Genomic DNA, 20,656 nt, shown 5'->3' on the forward strand with positions numbered 1-20,656 from the left:
CATACTAAGGTATCAATCTTTGAATGGGGAATTGAGGATTATATATGAAAAAAATAGGTGTACTGATTCTAACTGTAGTTTGTTGTATATGGCTTAATCCCGAAATTAGCATAGCGCTTTCGAATGATCCACCAGATATACTGATTACAGAGATTTCTCCGCAGGGGAAAACGTATGAATATATCGAAATCTATAATAATACAGACGTACCAATCGATTTACGTGATTACAATCTGCGATACCTCTCTATGAATAAATCGATGCAAGTATGGGATATAAAAGAATCAACTTTTATAGGGCCAAAATCTACGAAAATCATTTGGATTAAAAATGCTGCCAGCAAAGATGAGTTTGATTTTGAGGATTTCAAACGCCACTTTCATGCCTCGGTGGATCATAAGCAACTGATTCGCCTGGAAGGTAACTTACACAATAGCAGCAAAAATACGGTCGTTCTGGCAACTGATACAGGAGCGGTTATTTCATATGTAACCTACGATAAGGGACTCATCCATTATAAGCAGGATATGGGAGCAAAAAAATTAAAACAGGATAAACAAATCAAAGAAAGTACACCAGGTCAAGTGAGTAATGAACAGGTGCCGTTAAATGCCAATAAGCAGACGGATACCACTAAGCCGATTGTTAGACCTGTGACCATGCCAAAAGAAGTACCAGAACGCTCGGATGTCTCTATCGAGATTCAAATTGAGGATGAACATCTAATTAAGCGGGCAGAAATATTTTATAAAAGAGGTCAGGATTCTGCTTTTACACAAGCAAATATGCTTATGAAAACCACGACTTCTTATCAATCAATTATATCTCGATACGATGTTTATGGTTCTGTTCCAACCTTTGAGTATTATATAGAAATATCGGATGGACAGCATGTCATTAGATACCCCGAAAAAGGGACAAAGACGATAAAAATAGGAAATCCAGATATGTACAAACCCCTAAAGCCGGGGCTTTCTGTCCAAAAAAATACGATTTTAAAAGGTACAAAAAAGATACAAGTTCAAAAGGCAACAGCTGAGGAACAGATTAAGCTTACGGTTGATGGACAAAAACTGAAGACACAGAGGATCTTGAGCCGTCCTGCTGCAATTGTATTTGAAGGCCTTGGCATTGATGAAAGAAAGAAAAGTGCAGTTTACATGGGAGACCGTTTAATATCCAAATTAAAACCTACAGCAGGGTTATATCTTCCATATGAATTGTCAATTCCAATTGATGAACTCAAACCGGGTAAAAATACGATTTCCATCCACACAGGCACGAAGAAGGAAACATTTATGCCCGGAAGTGCAGTTGAAGAAAAAGATGTCGATCGCTTTTCTATCAAGAATATAAAGCTACTGATGGGTGATGGTACGATGATTCGCCCAATCAGTGTAAATTCAATCACGGCAGATGGTGATGAGAATCGAGAAGGCACTCGGGAAGCCCAGGAATGGAAGGTGGGAAATCAGGGAGTGTTAATCCTATCCTACGAATTTATCATCCCGGCAGCTATGTTCACAGCAGAGGAGGCAGAGATTGATACGATGGCTTATCAGGATGGAGTCCATAATATTCAATCTAAAGGCACATCCATTCACCAAGCAGATGTTGTTTTTGATAATACAGCACCAAAGCTCCATGTAAAAACACCGCTGAATGGCAGAACCTATAAGGGAACATTCACCATTGATGCAAACCCCGAGGATGAGGTGACTTCAATAGCCTCGATTAAAGGCTATCTGGATGGTCGGGAAATCACCCTGCCATATACGACCTCCTCCGGCAGACTGTCTAAAGGGAAACACAAGGTAACCTTCATGTCAGCAGATGCAGCTGGAAATCGCAAAAAGGAAACGATTCATTTTAAGATTGTGGATGAAGCACCTATTATTATGAATCAAGCCATACCGCTTGATAATGATAAAAAAGTATCTGTTCATCCGAAGCTAAGCGTGAAGGTGGAAGATCCAACTAATGATCAAATAGTGGCTAAGTTTTTCTCAGGCAATCGCTATGATTTTACCTCCAAAGGGAGGAAACAATTAAAAGCATTTTCCAACATTGCAGATGAGGAACCGCCGCCCAATCAAACTTATCCGCGTGAAACAGGTATCTTAGCCAAGCAAGTAAATCAGATAGCCAAAGCGGATAAGACTTATTGGGTGACTGCCTCAAATAAAGGATTTCCGTATCAGCGATTTGAAATTTCACTGGATGAAACACCCGCGGAAATGAAAGAGGTTGAAGTAAAGTGGATCGGGCATTCCTTACAGGGAAGAAAGGTCACTTTATATGCCTGGAATATACAAAAATCTAGATGGGATGCATTAGCGTATGGCTACGGAAATAAGGATTTTTCGTTGAAAGCAAAGGTTGAGACAGAGGCCTATTTGAAAAATCAAAAGCTGCAGGTCCTTGTGCAGGACCAGATTATTGGCGAAGTGAATCGTCCATTTAATTTGGTCTGGATGTCAGATACCCAATATTATTCCGAATCATTCCCACATATTTTCCCAGTAATGACAAACTGGATTAGAATCCAAAATCAGCTTGGAAATGCGGAATATGTTATTCATACAGGGGATATTATTAATGTCAGATGGGATTTGGAGCAATGGGATATCGCGGATAAGAGTATGGGCATTTTGGATGAACATCATGTTCCTTATGGGGTAGTGTCCGGAAATCATGATGTGGGAAACTTGGTACTGGATTATCGCAATTATGGTAAATACTTTGGAGAAAAAAGATTTAAGCATACATCCCATTACGGTGGCGGGATGGAAAATAACACAAATCACTATGATTTAGCATCCTTTGGCGGGCACGATTTCCTCTTCCTGTATCTGGGCTGGGGTAAAGAAACCACGACTGCAACCCTGGATTGGGTTAATAAGGTATTAAACCAATACTCAGAGAGAAATGTGGTGCTTGCGGTCCATAATTATCTCGACCATCAAGGAAAACGGACGTATAACGGAAATCAGGTCTTTAAAGAAATTGTCCGGAAATACGAGAATATTAAATTGGTTCTTGCAGGGCATATTTCAGGGGCAAGCCGTAATGTAGCGACCATTCCTCTGAAGGGAAAACCGTCGAAATTCCGTAAAGTGTATGAAATGCTGGCCGATTATCAGAGTGGTCCGGAAGGCGGGGAGGGGTATATGCGGATGCTCCATTTCAATCCGGAGGCAAAGCAGTTATCAGTCAAAACGTACTCGCCTTACTTGGATGATTATAATTATTTTGAGCCGGAAGTCGATGAATTTACAATTGACCAACTGGAGCTGAACCCGATTCAGAAACAGGTGGCAACAGACTATATTGGCGTAAATGTGTACTCGAATACCTTATTGGGTGAAGATAAGGACGGAAAGAATCGGGAAAAAGTACAAATCCGCCTAAAGGATCTAAAAAACAAGCAGGATTATTTCTGGTATGTAGAAGTGAGCGACAGCTATGGAGGGCGATCACGTTCTCCGGTCTGGAAATTTACGACTAAATAAAGATAAAGTGCCCTTTGAACAGAATCGATTTCTATTCAAAGGGTTTTTGTTGTGTATTATTGTGGAAGAAGATGATTATGTTTTTTTAGATTAAACAAGCTATAATAAAACCATGACCGATTAGGAAGAGGGAATAGAATGATAGAATATTCTCTGGAAAAATTAAACGAAGAAAAAGTATTTAAGGATCCGGTGCATCGCTATGTGCATGTGAATGACCGGGTCATTTGGGATTTAATTGATACAAAGGAATTCCAGCGTTTAAGGCGAATTAAACAGCTTGGAACGACCTATTTAACATTTCATGGGGCTGAACACAGCCGTTTTAATCACTCTCTTGGAGTATATGAGATTGTGAGAAGAATTGTGGATGGGGTATTTGCTAATAGGCCGGAATGGAACCCGAAAGATCGTCTTCTTTCTTTATGTGCAGCTTTGCTCCATGACCTCGGGCATGGTCCTTTTTCACATGCCTTCGAAAAAGTCTTTGATTTGGACCATGAGGAATTCACAAGGAAGATTATTTTAGGGGATACTGAGGTTAATGCAATTTTAAAAAAGGTAGATGCCAGCTTTCCGAAAGAGGTAGCTGAAGTCATTGCCAAAACACATGCCAATAAATTGGTTGTCAGCTTAATCTCGAGTCAGCTTGATGCAGACCGGATGGACTACTTGTTACGGGATGCTTATTTTACTGGGGTGAGCTACGGCCAGTTTGATATGGAGCGGATTCTCCGAGTGATGAGACCGACGGAGGATCAGGTAGTTTTCAAGCAAAGCGGTATGCATGCTGTAGAAGATTACATTATGAGCCGCTATCAAATGTACTGGCAGGTTTATTTCCATCCAGTATCTCGAAGCGCAGAAGTGATTTTGACAAAAATCTTGCACCGCGCTAAAGATTTATATAAGAAGAATTATCAATTTAAACAGGAACCTCATCATTTTTCGTCTTTATTTACCCAGTCTGTTACCCTATATGATTATTTGAAATTAGACGATAGTATAATGCTGTACTATTTTCAGTTATGGGGAGAAGAAGAGGATAGCATACTGAGTGATTTATGCACGAGGTTCATGAACCGGAATTTGTTCCAGTATGTTGAATTCCTTCCGTCATCCAGTGCGGAAATGAAAAAAGTGATGGAGCTCACTCAATTGTTCGCAGCAGCCGGTCTCGATCCGGAGTATTATTTGGTGCTAGATTCTTCATCGGATTTACCGTATGATTTTTATCGGCCTGGAGAAGAAGGAGAAAGGGTACCGATTTATCTGTTATCCAAAACGAGAGAACTTAAAGAGCTTTCCAGACAATCGGATATCGTAGACGCGATTTCCGGTAAACGACGCACGGATCATAAACTGTACTTTCCTGCTGATATTTTAGAAGATGAAGCGAATCATAAAGAAATAAAGGAAAAAATAAAAGAATTGCTTGATTGGGATTAATTGATATTGAAGGAGTGAAGAATGGTGTTGAAGGAGCATGCCAGAATTCTTTCAGCCATAGATGCGGCCGGGCATATTGGGGGAAGAAAAAAGCTTCAAAAGATGGTGTTTATCTCAAAAAAACTCGAATATCCTTTTCAGGAGAGATTTGAATTTCATTTTTATGGACCCTATTCAGAGGAATTAACGTTAAAGATAGAAGAGCTTTGCAATTTAGGGCTTTTATCTGAAATAAAGGATAAGGAAAATGGCTATGTTCATTATGACTACTCTTTAACAGAGGCAGGTAAAGAATTTCTTTCTTTATACAGCAAAGACAATGAAAACGACGAGCTGTCTGCATGTGTGAAGGGATTGAACAATCATAATGCACGTTTTCTTGAATTGGTTTCTACGGTTTTTTATTTCGACCATTTATCCAAGGATGAGATTATTAAGAAAATCCAGGAACTAAAGGCGGAGCAACAGTATTTGCCTGAGGAAATAGAGGAAGCCTTCAATTATGCAGCACAGCTTATTAAGGAAAATAAACCAATGTACGCGAATTAGTTCTTTTTAATACTGGAGAAATAAAAAGAATGGAGCATATTTGCTCCATTCGGCTCCCACTTAAAAACGAAAGTCGGGTCCAATAATATGTAATTGGATCAATAATGTTCGGTGTGGATGAAAGACACGCAATCCGAACAAAGTTTATTGATCGCTGGCGCGTACACCGCCAACCGCATAATGAGATTTAGTCATTTCTTCAATGAACACCGTAATTCTTTCTTTTGGTGCTCCTGTTGTTTCAGAAACTGCTTCAGTGACTTTTTCACATAAGGCCTTTTTTTGTTCTTCAGTGCGGCCCTCCAACATTTTAACGGTTACATACGGCATATAATGTCCTCCTCATTTGTAAAACAAGTGATTATGTTGATAGTTTTTCATAATCGCCGGCGGAAAGCAAGTGGTGAAAAGCAGAATGGAAAGTTGAACCTAACTGAAAGGTTTTATATTAAGGAAAAAGGGGATGTTTTGATGTTTGATTTTCAAAGCATATTGGTCAATTTACCATATACACTTGTAACTCTCGCCATTGCGTTTACTGTTCATGAATATGCACATGCCTATGCGGCCTATAAATTTGGAGATATGACTGCAAAAAATCAGGGACGGCTGACATTAAATCCGCTTCGGCACATTGATCCATTAGGTGCGATATTTATTATATTGGTCGGGTTTGGCTGGGCGAAACCTGTACCGGTCAATCGCTTCTTCTTTAAAAATCCACGGATGAACAGTATTGTTGTTTCAGTGGTAGGCCCTTTGAGTAATCTTGTGCTGGCTTTTATTGGTGTCCTATTGATATATATTATAAGCATCGCAGGATTTAATTTACCTGAGTTTATCTACACGTTTTTTAATATTTTTATCCGCTTGAATGTTGTACTGTTTGTATTTAATTTATTGCCATTTCCTCCACTTGATGGGTATCGTATTATTGAGGACCTCGTTCCGGCTGATATACGTCCAAAAATGACACAGTATGAACAATATGGAGCGTTGATTTTCCTTATCCTGGTGATTACACCGCTTGGTAATTACACAATCGATCCAATCATTTATAAGTTAGTACCAGCGATTGAGCGATTCTTAGTTTCAATATTTATTTAAAGGGAGGCTTGTACATATCCATGAGTCAAGAGAAGAAAAAACCAACTTTTAATATCATCAAAAACGACCCTACTGATGGCCATAAAGGCTTTGGAATGGGGGCGTTGAGCCTGGAAAATGTTTCACCTGTCATTATTGATGTGGAAGCAGGTGAAGCGTTTGTCGATATTGGTGCTATGCATGCAAGAAGTGCTATCGAAAGACGAATTAAATTTTTACCGAATAAAGATGAAGTACCAAACGGAAAGCCATACTGGCTTGTTTGGGTTACAATTGAACAGACGAAACAGGGAGCCTATTATGCTGGTGTGACGGCATGCGAAATGACGGTTGATGAAGAGATTCGCCGCGGCTATAAATCATTGCCAGAGCATGTGAATCGCATGGATAAATCATTGAAAAGACATATTATCGTTGAGCATATGGATGAACCTTCAAAAATCATCTTAGCTAACTTCCTGAAAAAACATAATGAAGAGCTTTGGAAAAACTCCCCTGATGAATTGAAGGAAAAGCTAAACGCTAACTAATATTGACAAAAACGTGAAAATTATGGATTTTTTTGTAAAGTAATTCAGCATATTACTTGTCGGTTTTCAGTAAAAAAAGTACACTAAAAACAGTGTGCAAGCACGTAGAGCTAGGACGCAAAAATCCCCAAACCGTTAATGGTTTGGGGATTTTTGTTTTCTTATGCTCATGGGTCGGATTGTTTAAAGCTTTCCAAATGGCCATACTCTCTTGTACCACGGATCATGTGACTTTTCTTTATTCTTTTCATCAGAAGGGCTTAGATCGTTTCCCTTGTTTATATGATTATGGCAATACTGTTTCGGCTCGGTTCCTTTTTTATAGTAAGTAAGGCGTTTAACCGGGCAGGCTCCGTGTGCAAGCAAGCCGCTTTCGGGGTCAATTTCTACCGCAACAATATTTTTCGGCTGTTTAAACTCTTTAACAGGCTCATCCTCTAGGGATTGCTCCATAAAGCTCGCCCAAATTTCTTTGGCTGCAATTTTATCTTGTTTAGTTTCGATTTTCTGAGAGCGATCATATCCGGTCCAAACACCTGTCGTAAGCTGAGGAGTATAGCCAATCATCCAGCTATCATACTCAGTTGAGCCTGACTTTCCAGCATAGGGCCTTGAAAGCTTAGGTGCGATTGAGGCGCCTGTCACAGATGCGTAACCATTTAGCTTTTTATCGAACACACCTGTCAGCATTTGTGTCATGACATAGGCATCCGCTTGCTTCAGTACGGCTGTCCGTTCTAATTTTTTCTGATATAAAACCTCTCCGTCACGCCCTGTAACCTTAGTGATAAAGTAAGGTTTGACCTTTTTTCCTCCGTTGGCAAATAAGTTATAGGCATTTGTCATTTCCAAAGGCTTAACTCCGGACGTTCCAAGCGCCAGTGAGGGAACCTTGGTCATAGGAGTGGTTAATCCAAATCGCTTTACAGCCTTAACCAGTTCATCCTCTCCAAGGAACAGATGTGTTTTGACGGCAAATATATTGTCTGATACAGCCAGGGCCTGAGCCAGTGTAATCGATTCATTGGCATATCGGTTATTAAAATTATGGGGTGTATATTTTTCTTTTCCTCCTTCAAATGAAAAGGTGGTCACTTCACTTCGCAAGGTCGTCGATGGTGTGAACCCTTTTTCTAAAGCTGTGTAATATAGCAGCGGCTTAATCGTGGAACCGGGCTGTCTAAGTGCCTGGGTCGCACGATTGAATGAGCTATGCTCATAATTGGTTCCGCCAATCAATGCTTTAACCATACCGTTATGGGGATTCATCGCAATTAAAGCAGCCTGAAAATCACCTTCCGGCTGCACATGCTTGGCAATAGCCTCTTCAGCAATGGCCTGCTGCTTGGAATTGAAGGTTGTATACACCTTTAATCCCCCTTGCCTGATCAGCTCCTCATTCCCCTTTAAGACATGACGTAACTCATGATTGACTGCATCCAGAAAATAGGGTGCCTCCTGTTTTTTCTCTGTAATCAGGGAACCGTATATGGGCAAGCGGTCGGCTAATGCCAATGTTTCTTTTGCCTGTTCTGCACTCAGCTGACTGGTTTCCTTTAAAGAGTTGAGGACAATAGCCTGCCGTTCCTTTGCGTTCTTTTTCGAAACAAGTGGTGAATAAATGCCTGGTCCCTTTGGAATGCCAGCAAGCAGGCTTGCTTCAGCCAAGGATAGATCTTTGGCATCCTTATGAAAATAATAGTGGCTCGCAGCCTGTATACCATACATTCCATGCCCGTAATAAATCGTATTTAAATAACCTTCGAGAATCTCATCCTTACTGAAATGGTCTTCAATCCGAAGAGTGTAGAGAGCTTCCTTAGCCTTTCGTGACCAGGTTTTTTCTGAATCAAGGAAGAGGTTCTTGGCATACTGCTGAGTGATTGTACTGGCTCCCTGCACCTTGGCCATGGCAATCGTGTCAGATACAATTGCTCCTATAATTCTCTTTGTATCAAACCCGTTATGATGATAAAAATTTCGATCCTCAACTGCCAGAGTAGATTGTATTAAATAAGGCGATATCTCACTGAGAGGTACCCAATACCGCCTCTCGGCCCCGTGGCTTTCCGTAAATGTACTTAAATCATCAGCTAAATATTGAGTGGTTTGCGGGACGGATATGGCTGGAGGTCCGGCAAGCTTTACAATAAGTAGGACGGTAACAAACCCAATCACTCCAAATGTAGCAATCAGTGATCCGAAAAGTATAAGGGATCTCTTATAGGCAAGTAATTTCCTTCTTCTAAGTCTGCTTGGAGACACATGTCTTCCCCCTGATCTGTTGTGAAATTATTCATATTAGTAGTATGAAAACAAACCAACATTTTTAAACGTAAAACAGACATAGAAACGATAATATTGGAAATATCGGAAAATCTTTACTTTTTTATAAGAATGCACTATACTCTTCTAAGTTTAATAGATAGTGAATGATAATTGGGCCGCTGAAACTGAAACAAGAAAAGAGGTTCATCATGGGTATTTGGTTCACGGAGAAGCAAACAAATCATTTTGGAATCACCATGAAGATAAGTCGTACCTTGCATACGGAACAAACAGACTTTCAAAAACTGGATATTGTAGAAACAGTAGAGTGGGGTAAGATGCTGCTGCTGGATGATATGGTGATGACATCTGTGAAGGATGAATTTGTCTATCATGAGATGGTAGCCCACGTTCCCCTACATACGCACCCTTGTCCAGAGCATGTCCTCGTTGTAGGAGGCGGGGATGGTGGCGTAATCCGTGAAGTGCTTAAGCATGAGAATGTAAAAAAAGCTACTTTGGTAGAGATTGATGGCAGAGTCATTGAGTACTCAAAACAGTTTTTACCAGAAGTTGCAGGAAGCCTGACCGACCATCGGGTTGAAGTACTGGTTGATGACGGATTTATGCATATTGCCAAAAGCGAAAATAAATATGATGTAATTATCGTAGATTCTACAGAGCCGGTTGGACCGGCCGTAAATTTGTTTACGAAGGGCTTCTATGCAGGAATCTATCAGGCATTAAAGGAAGAGGGCATCTTTGTTGCACAAACGGATAACCCTTGGTTTAAAGCGGATTTAATTCAATCGGTCTTTAAAGATGTAAAAGAGATTTTTCCGATTACCGGCCTATATACGGCTAATATCCCAACCTATCCGAGCGGTTTATGGACCTTTACAATTGGTTCAAAAAAACACCATCCTTTAGAGATTTGTGATGATAGATTCATTGAAATGGAAACAAAGTATTATACAAAGGAGCTTCATAAGGCTGCCTTTGTGCTGCCTAAATTTGTAGCTGATCTTTTAAAATAAACAGAAATGAACAATATAGACGAGGATTAAAGGAGTGCAGATTATGAGATTTGATGAAGCCTATTCCGGTAATGTTTTTATAGGAAGTCATCCCAATTTTAAAGATTCAGAGGCGGTTCTCTACGGAATGCCAATGGATTGGACAGTTAGCTTCCGTCCTGGATCCAGGTTTGGCCCAGCGCGTATACGAGAAGTATCCCTTGGTTTGGAAGAATACAGCCCTTATATCGAACGACATTTAGAGGCTGTTAAATTTTTTGATGCGGGTGATATTCCGCTCCCTTTTGGAAATCCGCAAAAAAGCATTGATATGATAGAGGCGTACATTGAAACCCTTTTGGCAGAAGGGAAATTCCCGCTTGGTATGGGCGGCGAGCATCTCGTTACATGGCCGATTATAAAAGCAATTCATAAGAAGTATGAGGATTTGGCTATTATCCATTTTGATGCTCATGCAGATTTGAGAGAAGAATATGAAGGCGAGCCGCTTTCCCATTCAACTCCCATTCGGAAGATTTGTAATTTGATTGGTGCAGAGAATGTCTATTCTTTCGGCATTCGTTCAGGTATGAGGGAAGAGTTTCAATTTGCCAAGGATTCCGGAATGCATATGTATAAATTTGATGTGGCGGAGCCATTAAAAAAAGTACTGCCCACCCTTGCCGGCCGAAATGTGTATGTCACCATTGATATTGATGTACTTGACCCAGCACATGCACCGGGTACGGGAACTGCTGAAGCAGGCGGTATTACATCTAAAGAAATGCTTGAGGCTATAACTGCTATATCAAACTCTGGCGTAAATGTGGTGGGAGCAGATCTTGTAGAAGTTGCTCCTGCTTATGATTCCTCTGAACAAACACAAATTGCTGCAGCTAAATTTATTCGCGAAATTCTTTTAGGTTGGGTAAATAAACGCCTGTAATTGAATAAGACTAGCAATCCCCTGTCTATGATAGTAGAGCAAGGGGATTTTTTTTAGAAAAAAAGATTCGGACAAGTTGCCAGAGAGTTTTTCTTTACCTTATACTTGTATGATTGAGTAAAATAATCAATTCCAGGGGGAATTCATTAAATGACCGAGGAAAAAAGCAACGCACCCATAGAGGTCATGGTACGGCTAAAGACGCATATCCAATATGTTGACGATGAAGAGAACATCGAGCTAATTACATTTGGCACGTTGCATCACATGCCAAATGCCACATATATCCGCTATATTGAGCACGTTGAAAACAATGGGAAAATCAATACAACTGTTAAATATGACGGGGATGAAATGCTAATTATTAGAAGCGGCGCGGTTAAAATGAGACAGCTTTACAAAATTGGCACAGAAACCAGCGGCTCTTATGAAAGCATTCATGGTACACTGGATTTAACGACACGTACAAATAAGCTGGAGCATACCGTCCATCCGGAAACGAAGGAAGAGATTTTCCATGTTTCCTACAACCTATTTTTACAACAAGAGAATGTGGGCAACTACTCACTTACATTGACGGTCAAGGAGGAAAAGACAAGATGAACATCGTAACAGAGATTCAGGATCAGATTAAAGAAGAGATTAAGCAGGCAGTAATTAAGGCTGGATTAGCGGAAGAAGCAGTGATTCCAAGTGTAATTCTTGAATTGCCAAAGGATAAAACACATGGAGATTATTCTACTAATATGGCTATGCAGCTTGCCCGTATTGCTAAGAAGGCACCTCGGACAATAGCAGAGGAAATCATTAATCATTTTGATACTTCAAAGGCATCAATTGAAAAGATTGAAATTGCCGGACCGGGATTTATCAATTTTTATTTAAACAATGGATACTTAACAAATCTGATTCCCGCTATTTTGGAGTCAGGGGAAGCTTATGGTGAATCTAATGTAGGCGGAGGAGAAAAAATTCAGGTTGAGTTTGTTTCTGCGAATCCAACAGGAGATCTTCACTTGGGTCATGCCCGCGGTGCGGCAGTTGGGGATTCTTTATCCAATATCCTGGCTAAAGCTGGCTGGGATGTATCCCGTGAATACTATATTAATGATGCGGGTAACCAAATCAATAATCTGGCATATTCCGTTGAAGCTCGCTATTTACAGGCGCTTGGAATGGAGAAAGAAATGCCTGCAGATGGCTATCATGGAGAAGACATTATCAATATCGGTAAACGTATGGCTGAAGAATTTGGCGATAAATATGTAAATGCTGATGAAGAAGAGCGCTTTAAATTTTTCCGTGAGTACGGGTTGAAATATGAAATGGAAAAATTGAAAAAAGACCTTGAGAGCTTCCGTGTCCCATTTGATGTATGGTTCTCTGAAACATCTCTTTATGAAGATGGCAAAATTATGCCTGCATTGGAGCTGTTAAGAGAAAAAGGATATATCTATGAGATGGATGGAGCTACCTGGTTCAAATCTACTGATTTTGGCGATGATAAAGACCGTGTATTAATTAAGAATGATGGTTCATACACCTATCTCCTACCAGACATCGCATACCATAAAAATAAGCTGGAACGCGGATTTGAAAAATTAATCAACATTTGGGGAGCAGACCATCATGGGTATATTCCTCGTATGCAAGCTGCGATTCAGGCGATGGGTTACGGAAAAGACACGTTGGAGGTAGAAATCATCCAGCTTGTTCACCTGTTCAAAAATGGTGAGAAAATGAAAATGTCCAAGCGTACAGGAAAAGCTGTCACAATGAGAGACTTGATGGAGGAAGTTGGTTTAGATGCCGTGCGTTATTTCTTTGCGATGAGAAGTGCGGACACGCATATGGACTTTGACCTTGATCTGGCTGTATCCGAATCCAATGATAATCCAGTGTACTACGCTCAATATGCACATGCTCGTATTTGCAGTATCCTTCGTCAGGGAGCTGAAGTGGGTATTACATTGGAAGGCGACGCAGAGCTTAGCCGATTGGGTTCTGAAAAAGAAATTGACCTTCTGAAGAAACTTGGTGAATTCCCACAAGCGGTTGCAGAAGCGGCTCAAAAACGTATGCCGCACAGAATCACGAATTATATCTTTGATCTGGCTTCCACATTCCATAGCTTCTATAATGCTGATAAAGTATTAGATCAGGAAGAGCCTGAAAGAAGTAAAGCTAGACTTGCTCTTGTTCAGGCAACAAAAATTACACTGGCAAATGCATTAAAACTAATTGGTGTATCTGCTCCAGAAAAAATGTAATCTCATATTAATAAAATGCCCACACCTTAAGAGAGGTGTGGGTTGTTTTTTTAAGCTAGTAACAGAATGCTATCAAATATTATCTAATCCTGATGCTTCCGCCGCTTATTCGATTGATTCCTCTTAATGAAGCCAAATCCTCAATCAGCTTCATCATCGCAATATCCTTATTTTTTGCCTCGATTATGAAATCAATTTCAGGAATCCCTATTTGTTTCAGCATTTGGATAAATGGCATGATAAAGTCAACGTCGACGTTGGCTGCGTGTGCGCGAATTTCATTTTCCGAACGGGGAGAAGATATATGGATTTTAGGCTTCCAGCCTCTCAATTCCCATGTCAGAAGAATACGGGGCAACAATTTTTCCAATGGAGTCATAGAAGGATTTGCCACGTGATGATGGTAATCAAATAAAAGCGGGATATCCTCATGCTCACAAACCTGCAGAGTCTCTTCAGTTGTATAAGTCTTATCATCATTTTCGAGTGTCATGAGCTGCTTAATGGATTCAGGGATTTTTTGGCTATTGGCATAAAACCGTTGAATAGCCGTTTGTTTATTTCCATATGATCCGCCGACATGGATATTAATGAGTGCTTGGTCTGGCATTCCCATAGCCTCCAGCATTTTATAATGGTAAACCATATCTTCAACCGCTTTATCTGTCACATCATGATTAGGAGAGGTAAAAAGTGTAAAGGCATTCGGGTGGAAGCTGACACGAAGCTTGTGTTTCCGTACCAGTTTGCCAATTTCAGCCCAATCTTTTTTGAAAGGTGTAATAAAATCCCACTTAACATCAGGGTGAGTTGCAAGCGGTACAATCGAGCTTGAGAAACGATAGATCGGTATTTCATGTGCAATATTATAATGGAGAATTCGTTTGGTGGTTTCGATATTTTGTTTAGTAATTGCGAGTAATCGTTCGATTTGCTCTTCTTGAGATAGTCCGCTCCATCGTGTATAGGTGATGGTTTTGGAGGGGGTTGAATTCCAAAGATTTAAAGCAGTGGATACATATCCAAATCGAATATCCATAAATAAAGGCCTCTCCTTTCCATGTTTTTAAGTAGTAGCCGTTTATTAAGCTATGCGGCAGGGTATTGGTATTAAACTGTAAAATACTTCCTGGATATGGATTGAAACTGAATCAATGTATACCTCAAAGTAGTTCCTCTAACCAATATCTACTCATCTTAGTATGACTAAAAATATAAAAATAAATCTCAAATGATCTATTCGACAAACTAGATTATATTTACCATGTTTTAATAATTAATCTAAAATATGTAAGTTATTGATTGACTGAATGCTCATTCATTATATAAAATATAGTTATACTATATTGGGTTTAGTGTCGTTTTATGTTGTAGGTAACTTTTAAATCATGCTTTCGGTAGCAAAAGGGGGAAGACGGGGATGGAGATGAATGGTCTTCTATGGATCAACTTAGTTGCAGCTGTTCTTGTAACACTTTACGCAGTTTGGCTGTTCACGTATCTGATCAGAACAAGGATTGCCTATATTAAACTTGGCAAGAAAACTGAGTTTGATAATGACGTAAAGAAGAGGCTGGAAAAGATTTGGGTATTTGTATTTGGGCAGAAAAAGTTACTGAAGGATAAGAAAAGCGGAACGATGCATGTGCTCTTCTTTTACGGGTTTATCCTTGTCCAATTTGGAGCGATTGATCTAATTTGGAAAGGGATTAAACCGGGATCTCATTTGCCATTGGGACCTATATATCCGATTTTTACTTTTTTCCAGGAGATAGTTGTACTCCTGGTACTGGTGGCTGTTGTTTGGGCATTCTATCGCCGTTATATTGAGAAGCTTGTTCGGCTAAAGAGGGGATTTAAAGCCGGTCTAGTTCTGATCTTTATCGGAGGATTAATGCTAGCAACACTTGTAGCGAACGGGGCTGCTATTATATGGCATGGCGGTGAGCTTCATTGGTCAGAGCCTGTCGCTTCTACGATTGCGATGGCGCTTGGCTGGATGAATGATACAGCTGCCATAGCTGTATTCTATGTGGCCTGGTGGATACACTTACTTTTCATTTTGACGTTCTTGGTATATATCCCGCAATCTAAACACGCACATTTAATTGCCGGACCAGCCAATGTATATTTGCACAGATTAACTCCGCCAAAATTAAAGAAAATTGATTTTGAGGATGAAACACAGGAGACATATGGAGCAGGAAAGATTCAGGACTTTACAGATCTGCAGCTCATCGATTTATATGCATGCGTAGAGTGTGGCCGTTGCACCAATATGTGTCCGGCAACCGGGACAGGAAAAATGCTGTCACCAATGGATGTTCTAATTAAAATGCGTGACCATTTAACGTTTACGGGAGCTGCAGTTACAAGGAAAGAGCCATGGGTGCCGGGATTTGTATTCAGCAATACGAAAGGCAATCAAATCGCGGTGGCTGCACAGGGTGCGGGTGCTGCGGAGTCTGCGGCAGCAGCTGAATTGTACAATCCAGCTTTGGTGGGTGAGGTTATTACAGAGGAAGAGCTTTGGGCATGTACTACATGCCGCAACTGTGAGGATCAGTGTCCGGTTATGAATGAGCATGTTGGAACCATTATTGATATGCGTCGCTTTCTTGTATTAACGGAAGGTAAAGTACCTGCTGATGCTCAGCGTGCGATGCAAAATATCGAACGTCAGGGAAACCCTTGGGGATTAAACCGTAAAGAGCGTGAAGATTGGCGTGAAGCTCGTGAGGATGTAGTTGTACCGACTGTGAAGGAAATGAAGAAGTCTGGTGAAGAGTTTGAATACTTATTCTGGGTCGGCTCAATGGGATCCTATGACAACCGTTCACAAAAAATTGCTTTATCATTTGCGAAACTTTTAAATGAAGCCGGCGTTAAATTTGCGATTCTCGGTAATAAGGAGAAAAACTCCGGAGATACACCGCGACGTCTTGGGAACGAATTCCTGTTCCAGGAGCTGGCTACAAAGAATATTGAAGAGTTCGAAAAAAATGAGGTCAAAAAGATTGTTACAATCGATCCGCATGCTTTCAATATCTTCAAAAATGAATATCCGGACTTCGGCTTACAGGCAGAGGTTTATCACCATACACAGGTGCTGGCTGATCTAGTGAAGGAAGGCAGATTAAAACCAACTTATGCCATTAATGAAAAAATTACGTTCCATGATTCTTGTTACTTGGGAAGGTACAACGATGTCTATGATGCACCGAGGGATATTTTAAAAGCAATTCCGGGAGCCTCATTTGTAGAAATAGAAAGAAATCGCGAAAATGGAATGTGCTGTGGAGCGGGTGGGGGCTTGATGTGGATGGAAGAGGAAACAGGCCACCGTATCAATGTTGCCCGTACGGAACAAGCTCTTGAGGTCAATCCGACAGTTATCAGCTCAGGCTGTCCATATTGCTTAACTATGTTAAGTGACGGCACAAAGGCGAAGGAAGTTGAAGAAGAAGTTAAAACATACGATGTGGCAGAACTGCTTGAAAAAGCGGTATTTGGGGAACATAGGGAGCTTGCATCTTAATTTTCACCGATATATGAAGGGGTTCATATAGTAATAGATGAGACAGAAACGGAAATTTACACAACTATTTGTTTTCGAAATATTGTGTAAATATTTTCGTTTCCTTCTTATTTACAGCAAAATACAAATATACCAAATTAAAGCGCTTACATATTTTCTGCCAACGACGAGCGAGCGTTCAGTCAATTAACCAAAGTATGAAATTTAAAAGCGGAGGGATAACGATGGGGAAAACTGTAATTATTGATGGAGCTAGGACGCCTTTTGGAAAATTTGGAGGAGCATTAAGCAGTTTAACAGCTTCGGAGTTAGGCGGAATAGCAATCAAAGAGGCTATAGAACGTGCAGGTGTAAATGCGGCAGATGTGAATGAAGTCATTATGGGATGTGTATTACAGGGTGGCCAAGGGCAAATCGTTTCTCGTCAGGCCTCAAGACATGCAGGGCTTCCATGGTCAGTAAAGACAGAGACGATTAATAAAGTATGTGCATCGGGTTTACGAAGCGTCACGCTCGGAGACCAGATCATTCGGCTTGGTGAAGAAGAAGTTATCGTGGCCGGCGGGATGGAATCAATGAGCAATGCTCCATATATTCTTCCGAAAGCAAGGTGGGGAGCTCGTATGGGAGATACGCCGCTGGTCGATATGATGGTCCATGATGGTTTGACATGCAGCTTTACCGGTGTACATATGGGGTCTTACGGTAACAGCACATCTGAGGACCTGGAATTATCAAGAAGTGATCAGGATAACTGGGCTTATCAGAGCCATCAAAAGGCAATTCGAGCAATTGAATCCGGCCTTCTGCAGGAAGAAATCGTTCCAGTATCGGTCAAACAGCGTAAAGGTGAGCCGGTTGTTGTGGAAATCGATGAAGCGCCGCGAAAAGATACGACAGTGGAGAAGCTGAGTTCCTTGAAACCGGCATTTGACCGGGATGGAACAATAACGGCTGGAAACGCACCGGGGATTAATGATGGAGCTGGAGCACTTGTTTTAATGAGTGAGGATAAAGCAATTGATGAAGGATACAAGATTGGTGCAAGAATTATCGGCCATGCCGAAATTGCTGTGGAAGCAAAGGATTTCCCAAAAACTCCCGGCTTAGTCATTAATGAGCTGCTTAAGAAAACAGAAAAATCACTGGATGATATTGATTTATTTGAAGTGAATGAGGCATTTGCAGCGGTTGCCCTTGCGAGTGGCAAGCTTGCCAATCTTGATGCTGAAAAAGTGAATGTAAATGGTGGAGCGGTTGCCCTTGGCCATCCAATCGGAGCTAGTGGGGCGCGAATCATTCTCACCCTCATGTATGAACTGAAGAGACGTGGCGGCGGCATAGGGATCGCGTCTATCTGCAGCGGCGGCGGACAGGGAGATGCCATTATGATCGAAGTGCCAAAGGCAAAAGAATAAAAAAACGGGGTGAAGTGGGATGGAGATTAAAAAAATAATGGTCATCGGTGCAGGGCAAATGGGGTCTGGAATTGCACAGGTTTGTGCGGTATCAGGGTTCGAGGTGTTTCTGCACGATTTAACTGAAGAGTTTGTAAAAAAGGGTCTGGTTACCATCGAAAATAATTTGTTAAGGCAAGTGGAGAAGGGGCGTTTAAGTGAACAGGAAAAAGTAGAGATCCTGGAAAGATTAACACCCTCAACTGAAATGAAAAATGCAGGTCATGTCGACCTCATAATTGAAGCAGCTACAGAAAATATGGATATCAAAAAGAAAATATTTAAAGAGCTTGATGAGGTTGCGTCGGTTCACACAATTCTCGCTACGAATACCTCTTCCTTACCAATTACGGAAATTGCAGCAGCAACAAAACGTCCGGAGCAGGTAATCGGTATGCATTTTATGAATCCTGTGCCTGTCATGAAGCTTGTGGAGATCATTCGCGGTCTCGCAACTTCTGAAGAAGTATATAAAAAAATTGAAGAGACCGCTAAAGAGCTCGGAAAGATTCCGGTAGAAGTAAATGATTTTCCTGGCTTTGTTTCAAACCGCATACTCATGCCGATGATCAACGAAGCCATATTCACCCTATATGAAGGGGTTGCTTCCAAGGAAGCCATTGATGAAGTGATGAAGCTGGGGATGAATCATCCAATGGGTCCGCTGCAGCTCGCTGATTTTATTGGGCTTGATACATGTTTGTACATTATGGAAACCTTGCATGAAGGTCTTGGAGATGACAAATATCGGCCATGTCCGCTGCTACGTAAATATGTAAGTGCCGGTTGGCTCGGCAAGAAATCCGGCAGAGGATTTTACCAATACAACTAAGTTTGTCAAAAAGGAGGCTGGCTGCAATGGAATTCACGTTTACGGATGAGCAGCAAATGATGAGAAAAATGGTTCGTGAATTTGCCGTCAAGGAAATCGAGCCATTTGTACCAAAGATGGAAGCTGGATTGTTTCCGAGGGAGATTGTATCCAAAATGGCGGAGCTTGGACTGATGGGGATTCCGATACCGGAGTCATATGGCGGGGCCGGAATGGATTATATCTCCTACATTACAGCGATACATGAAATATCGAAAATAAGTCCGACAGTCGGCGTGATTTTATCCGTCCATACATCTGTTGGAACCTACCCGATTTTGAATTTTGGTAATGAAGAACAAAAAAAGGCGTATATACCGAAGCTTGCAAGTGGCGAATATCTGGGTGCTTTCTGTCTAACTGAACCAAGTGCCGGATCAGATGCAGGCTCCCTGAAATCAAGAGCTGTAAGAAAAAATGGGGAGTATATCGTCAATGGTTCAAAAATATTTATCACGAATGGCGGTGAGGCAGATGTCTATATTGTTTTTGCCTCTACGGATCCTTCTAAGAGAAATAAGGGAATCAGCGCTTTTATTGTAGACAAAGACACGCCCGGACTTACCATCGGCAAGGATGAAAATAAAATGGGCTTGCATGGATCAAGAACAGTTCAGCTCATCTTTGAGGATATGAGAGTACCGGCCGAGAATCTGCTAGGGGAAGAAGGACAGGGAATGTCCATCGCGCTGAATAACCTGAATACAGGGCGGATTGGGATTGCAGCACAGGCACTTGGGATAGCGGAAGGGGCTTTTCAGCATGCTGTCCAATATGCAAAGAATCGCAGCCAATTTGGGAAACCAATCTCTGCTCAGCAGGGAATAGGCTTTAAGCTCGCCGATATGGGGACAATGGTTGAGGCTTCAAAATTACTGGTTTATCAGGCAGCTGCTTTAAAAAGTTCGAATCAGCCTTGTACAAAGGAGGCATCCATGGCAAAGCTGTTTGCCTCGCGTACGGCAGTTGAAGTGGCGACCGAAGCAATCCAGGTTTTTGGAGGCTATGGCTATACCGAGGAATACCCAGTAGAACGTTATTTCAGGGATGCAAAGGTGACAGAAATATACGAAGGTACAAGCGAAATCCAACGAATAGTAATCAGTAAGCATTTGATGGGCTAATAGAACAGGGGGAAATAGG

Annotated in this window: 16 protein-coding genes; 13 read left to right on the plus strand and 3 right to left on the minus strand. The window is 41.1% G+C overall.

The window, feature by feature from the left end; genetic code table 11:
• Positions 1 to 44: 44 nt before the first annotated feature.
• The 3 genes from AC4BHA_RS10040 (at position 45) to AC4BHA_RS10050 (ending at position 5,510) form a co-directional block, all read left to right on the plus strand.
• Complete coding sequence (locus tag AC4BHA_RS10040; protein WP_490558507.1) at positions 45 to 3,512, plus strand: lamin tail domain-containing metallophosphoesterase family protein; 3,468 nt, start codon at positions 45 to 47, stop codon at positions 3,510 to 3,512.
• Between the two features lie 138 nt (positions 3,513 to 3,650).
• Positions 3,651 to 4,961, plus strand: coding sequence for an HD domain-containing protein (locus AC4BHA_RS10045; RefSeq protein ID WP_175354323.1), 1,311 nt, complete (start codon positions 3,651 to 3,653; stop codon positions 4,959 to 4,961).
• A gap of 24 nt (positions 4,962 to 4,985) precedes the next feature.
• Complete coding sequence (locus AC4BHA_RS10050; protein ID WP_066109764.1) at positions 4,986 to 5,510, plus strand: YwgA family protein; 525 nt, start codon at positions 4,986 to 4,988, stop codon at positions 5,508 to 5,510.
• 144 nt (positions 5,511 to 5,654) lie between these two features.
• Here AC4BHA_RS10050 and thmT read toward each other — a convergent pair whose 3' ends face one another.
• Positions 5,655 to 5,840: a 2-hydroxymuconate tautomerase gene (gene thmT / locus AC4BHA_RS10055; protein WP_066109407.1), complete on the minus strand. Its 186-nt coding sequence runs from the start codon at positions 5,838 to 5,840 to the stop codon at positions 5,655 to 5,657.
• A gap of 141 nt (positions 5,841 to 5,981) precedes the next feature.
• Here thmT and AC4BHA_RS10060 point away from each other — a divergent pair, with 141 nt between their 5' ends.
• The gene (locus tag AC4BHA_RS10060; RefSeq protein ID WP_139892069.1) at positions 5,982 to 6,617 is read left to right on the plus strand and encodes a site-2 protease family protein; all 636 of its coding nucleotides are present in this window, start codon (positions 5,982 to 5,984) and stop codon (positions 6,615 to 6,617) included.
• A gap of 20 nt (positions 6,618 to 6,637) precedes the next feature.
• A complete protein-coding gene (locus AC4BHA_RS10065; protein WP_066109401.1) occupies positions 6,638 to 7,147 on the plus strand; it encodes a YwhD family protein in 510 nt (169 codons plus the stop codon).
• 183 nt (positions 7,148 to 7,330) lie between these two features.
• Here the strand turns inward: AC4BHA_RS10065 and AC4BHA_RS10070 are convergent, their stop codons facing one another.
• Positions 7,331 to 9,412: a transglycosylase domain-containing protein gene (locus AC4BHA_RS10070; RefSeq protein WP_066109398.1), complete on the minus strand. Its 2,082-nt coding sequence runs from the start codon at positions 9,410 to 9,412 to the stop codon at positions 7,331 to 7,333.
• Between the two features lie 212 nt (positions 9,413 to 9,624).
• Between AC4BHA_RS10070 and speE the strand changes: the two genes are divergently transcribed.
• From speE to argS, 4 genes are all read left to right on the plus strand, one after another.
• Positions 9,625 to 10,452: a polyamine aminopropyltransferase gene (speE, locus tag AC4BHA_RS10075; RefSeq protein ID WP_139892071.1), complete on the plus strand. Its 828-nt coding sequence runs from the start codon at positions 9,625 to 9,627 to the stop codon at positions 10,450 to 10,452.
• A 43-nt stretch (positions 10,453 to 10,495) separates the two neighbouring features.
• Positions 10,496 to 11,377: an agmatinase gene (gene speB / locus AC4BHA_RS10080; protein WP_490552844.1), complete on the plus strand. Its 882-nt coding sequence runs from the start codon at positions 10,496 to 10,498 to the stop codon at positions 11,375 to 11,377.
• A gap of 150 nt (positions 11,378 to 11,527) precedes the next feature.
• Positions 11,528 to 11,980: a YwiB family protein gene (locus AC4BHA_RS10085; protein WP_066109390.1), complete on the plus strand. Its 453-nt coding sequence runs from the start codon at positions 11,528 to 11,530 to the stop codon at positions 11,978 to 11,980.
• Positions 11,977 to 13,647 (plus strand): arginine--tRNA ligase, encoded by a 1,671-nt coding sequence (gene argS / locus AC4BHA_RS10090; protein ID WP_139892072.1) that lies wholly within the window; start codon positions 11,977 to 11,979, stop codon positions 13,645 to 13,647. The genes AC4BHA_RS10085 and argS overlap by 4 nt, the downstream gene beginning before the upstream one ends.
• A 79-nt stretch (positions 13,648 to 13,726) precedes the next feature.
• On the opposite strand, the gene uvsE is transcribed toward argS, so the two are convergent.
• Positions 13,727 to 14,686 carry a UV DNA damage repair endonuclease UvsE gene (gene uvsE / locus AC4BHA_RS10095; RefSeq protein ID WP_139892073.1) on the minus strand — a complete coding sequence of 320 codons (960 nt, stop codon included), beginning with the start codon at positions 14,684 to 14,686 and terminating at the stop codon, positions 13,727 to 13,729.
• Between the two features lie 387 nt (positions 14,687 to 15,073).
• On the opposite strand from uvsE, the gene AC4BHA_RS10100 reads away from it, so the two are divergent.
• From AC4BHA_RS10100 to AC4BHA_RS10115, 4 genes are all read left to right on the plus strand, one after another.
• Positions 15,074 to 17,185 (plus strand): (Fe-S)-binding protein, encoded by a 2,112-nt coding sequence (locus AC4BHA_RS10100; RefSeq protein ID WP_490558650.1) that lies wholly within the window; start codon positions 15,074 to 15,076, stop codon positions 17,183 to 17,185.
• A gap of 224 nt (positions 17,186 to 17,409) precedes the next feature.
• Positions 17,410 to 18,603: an acetyl-CoA C-acetyltransferase gene (locus AC4BHA_RS10105; RefSeq protein WP_066109381.1), complete on the plus strand. Its 1,194-nt coding sequence runs from the start codon at positions 17,410 to 17,412 to the stop codon at positions 18,601 to 18,603.
• Positions 18,604 to 18,622: 19 nt separating this feature from the next.
• Positions 18,623 to 19,474 carry a 3-hydroxybutyryl-CoA dehydrogenase gene (locus AC4BHA_RS10110; RefSeq protein ID WP_066109378.1) on the plus strand — a complete coding sequence of 284 codons (852 nt, stop codon included), beginning with the start codon at positions 18,623 to 18,625 and terminating at the stop codon, positions 19,472 to 19,474.
• Between the two features lie 26 nt (positions 19,475 to 19,500).
• Positions 19,501 to 20,637, plus strand: a complete 1,137-nt coding sequence (locus AC4BHA_RS10115) for an acyl-CoA dehydrogenase (RefSeq protein ID WP_066109375.1) — start codon at positions 19,501 to 19,503, stop codon at positions 20,635 to 20,637.
• Positions 20,638 to 20,656 lie beyond the last annotated feature (19 nt).

This window comes from Pradoshia sp. Z3_51 (assembly GCF_058215915.1).

Excerpts from the sequence above, each read along its gene's own strand:
- AC4BHA_RS10040 (WP_490558507.1), top strand. The coding sequence starts at position 45 with ATGAAAAAAATAGGTGTACTGATTCTAACTGTAGTTTGTTGTATATGG.
- AC4BHA_RS10045 (WP_175354323.1), top strand. The coding sequence starts at position 3,651 with ATGATAGAATATTCTCTGGAAAAATTAAACGAAGAAAAAGTATTTAAG.
- thmT (WP_066109407.1), bottom strand. The coding sequence starts at position 5,840 with ATGCCGTATGTAACCGTTAAAATGTTGGAGGGCCGCACTGAAGAACAA.
- AC4BHA_RS10060 (WP_139892069.1), top strand. The coding sequence starts at position 5,982 with ATGTTTGATTTTCAAAGCATATTGGTCAATTTACCATATACACTTGTA.
- AC4BHA_RS10065 (WP_066109401.1), top strand. The coding sequence starts at position 6,638 with ATGAGTCAAGAGAAGAAAAAACCAACTTTTAATATCATCAAAAACGAC.
- speE (WP_139892071.1), top strand. The coding sequence starts at position 9,625 with ATGGGTATTTGGTTCACGGAGAAGCAAACAAATCATTTTGGAATCACC.
- speB (WP_490552844.1), top strand. The coding sequence starts at position 10,496 with ATGAGATTTGATGAAGCCTATTCCGGTAATGTTTTTATAGGAAGTCAT.
- AC4BHA_RS10085 (WP_066109390.1), top strand. The coding sequence starts at position 11,528 with ATGACCGAGGAAAAAAGCAACGCACCCATAGAGGTCATGGTACGGCTA.
- argS (WP_139892072.1), top strand. The coding sequence starts at position 11,977 with ATGAACATCGTAACAGAGATTCAGGATCAGATTAAAGAAGAGATTAAG.
- uvsE (WP_139892073.1), bottom strand. The coding sequence starts at position 14,686 with ATGGATATTCGATTTGGATATGTATCCACTGCTTTAAATCTTTGGAAT.
- AC4BHA_RS10100 (WP_490558650.1), top strand. The coding sequence starts at position 15,074 with ATGAATGGTCTTCTATGGATCAACTTAGTTGCAGCTGTTCTTGTAACA.
- AC4BHA_RS10105 (WP_066109381.1), top strand. The coding sequence starts at position 17,410 with ATGGGGAAAACTGTAATTATTGATGGAGCTAGGACGCCTTTTGGAAAA.
- AC4BHA_RS10110 (WP_066109378.1), top strand. The coding sequence starts at position 18,623 with ATGGAGATTAAAAAAATAATGGTCATCGGTGCAGGGCAAATGGGGTCT.
- AC4BHA_RS10115 (WP_066109375.1), top strand. The coding sequence starts at position 19,501 with ATGGAATTCACGTTTACGGATGAGCAGCAAATGATGAGAAAAATGGTT.